The 2,140-nt window shown below is 43.9% G+C and carries 2 protein-coding genes; both read right to left on the reverse strand.

The window, feature by feature from the left end; genetic code table 11:
* Window positions 1-249 (reverse strand): enoyl-CoA hydratase-related protein (locus BSG1_RS19160; RefSeq protein WP_044023203.1); only part of this gene is annotated, 249 nt, incomplete at its 3' end.
* A 380-nt stretch (window positions 250-629) separates the two neighbouring features.
* Window positions 630-2,138, reverse strand: coding sequence for a fatty acid--CoA ligase family protein (locus tag BSG1_RS19165; RefSeq protein ID WP_006838894.1), 1,509 nt, complete (start codon window positions 2,136-2,138; stop codon window positions 630-632).
* Window positions 2,139-2,140: the final 2 nt, after the last annotated feature.

The raw sequence follows: 2,140 nt of genomic DNA on the forward strand, positions 1-2,140 counted from the left end.
CTTGTTCACATTTCTTCTCACTTGTTGTTCCGTCAGAGTTTTTCTTTCTTTAAGGTCAGCTCCGACACTGAATGCCTTTTCTCCCGCCCCTGTGAATACAACTGTTCGGATATCCGGATTGATTCGGATCGATTCAACCACTTTTTCCAATTCTGTCAATGTGTCATAGTTAAATGCATTCATTGCGTCGGGCCTGTTGATCGTTACAATCCCAAGATGCTCACGTTGTTCCAGCAAAATTTTTTCCATGTATGAATCCCCCTTTTGTTTAACTGAGTAAGCCGCTTCCATTATCTCTTTCGACAAAAGCTGTAAAAAACCTTTTTGGATTGCTTTTCAAAAAGAAACGCTGTTTTCGTATATATTGTTGCTCTCGGAAAAATCCAAAAAGCCGGATTTTTCCCTTGGAGACAAGGGCTTTTTTCTCTGAAAAGGTGAGTTAGCTCTTTTCTCTCTTGTTTATCAGGCTATTTCTGGTTAATTAAGTAGATATTTTTAAAAGTTGGTATTAAATAGCAACAAAGTTTACGAAAAGAGCCAAAAGAAAAGAAAAACAAGCTATAAAACCAGGTTTCAAAGAAAAAAGCTCATTTCCGAAAGCGGGTGCTGACGGAAACAAGCCCTGTTGATCAAGATTGTACGACTTGCTGCTTCAATGCTCTTCTCAGAATTTTTCCAGTTGTGTTTTTTGGCAGTTCTTCCAGAAATTCAATCGAACTTGGAAGCTTGTACTTAGCCAGATGCTCACTGGAATAGGCTAAAAGTTCCTGCTCGGTGAGATCACTGTTCTTTTTCACTACAAAGCATTTTACTGCTTCTCCCATTTCCGGATCCGGAGCGCCGATCACGGCCACTTCCACCACCTCCGGATGGCTGTAGAGTACTTCTTCCACTTCACGAGGATATACATTGTAGCCGCCGACAATAATCATGTCTTTCTTTCTGTCTACGATCGTAAAGTATCCCTCATCATCCATCTTGGCCAGGTCGCCTGTATACAGCCAGCCGCCACGAATGGCCGCTTCGGTTTCTTCCGGCATTTTATAATAGCCCTTCATGACATTCGGACCTCTTACAACCAGTTCTCCCACTTCTCCGACCGGCACTTCTTCTCCCAGTTCATCGACCACTTTGTTTTCCACATTGACGATGGAAGTACCGATAGAGCCGGCTTTCCTTGGTCTGTCAAGCGGGTTGAAACAAGTAACAGGCGATGCCTCGGACAACCCGTATCCTTCAGAAATCAGCACATTGAATTTCTTCTCAAAGTTTTTAAGAAGTGCTACCGGGAGAGAAGCCCCTCCTGAAATACACAATCTTAATGAAGAGAAGTCTTCAGGGTTGCCCGCTTCATACTGATAAAGAAAATTGTACATTGTCGGTACACCCGCAAAGACAGTTGGCTCATATTCTTTTGCCAGTGTAAAGATATCCTGCGGACTGAACTTTGGTACAACCAGCAATGTAGCACCGCTTATCAATGGAGCATTCAGAGCTACCGTCAAACAGAACACATGGAACATCGGCAGTGTCGTGATGACTCTGTCATCTTCATTCATTTTCAGGTACTCCCCTGTATCCCTGGCATTAGAATAAAGGTTCTTGTGCGAGAGCATGGCTCCCTTTGGCTTGCCTGTTGTTCCTGATGTATACAGAATTACGGCTGTATCTTCCTCATTCAATTGGGGCCCAGTGAAAGTAACATCCCCGGAACCCACCACTTGTGTAAACGATTTCAATTTAGGGTATGCTGAAAGTTGTTCGGGCTGGATGCCTTTAGCTCTCTCATCCCCTGTTTCACAGTAGATGAAGTGGTCTACCTCTGGCAGGTGATGATGCATCTTCTCAACGAGCGGCAGCAGGATATCCAATGTTATCACAGCTTTTACATCGCCATTTTTCATAATGTACCCTATTTCATCCGGTGTGTAGATTGGATTGATTGGAATTGCCGTAGCCCCCACACGCATTGCACCGTATAAAGCGATGATGAAATGAGGTGAGTTCCCCAACACAAGTGCAACATGATCCCCTTTGCCAATACCGAGCTTTTCGAGACCGCTTGCAAACTTACTGACTGCTCCATTCAATTCCCCATATGTACTGGACTGCCCCATAAAATAATACGCAGGCTTCATTG

This window comes from Bacillus sp. SG-1 (genome assembly GCF_000181495.1).
GTDB lineage: Bacteria > Bacillota > Bacilli > Bacillales > Bacillaceae_B > Rossellomorea.

Excerpts from the sequence above, each read along its gene's own strand:
- BSG1_RS19165 (WP_006838894.1), bottom strand. The coding sequence starts at position 2,138 with ATGAAGCCTGCGTATTATTTTATGGGGCAGTCCAGTACATATGGGGAA.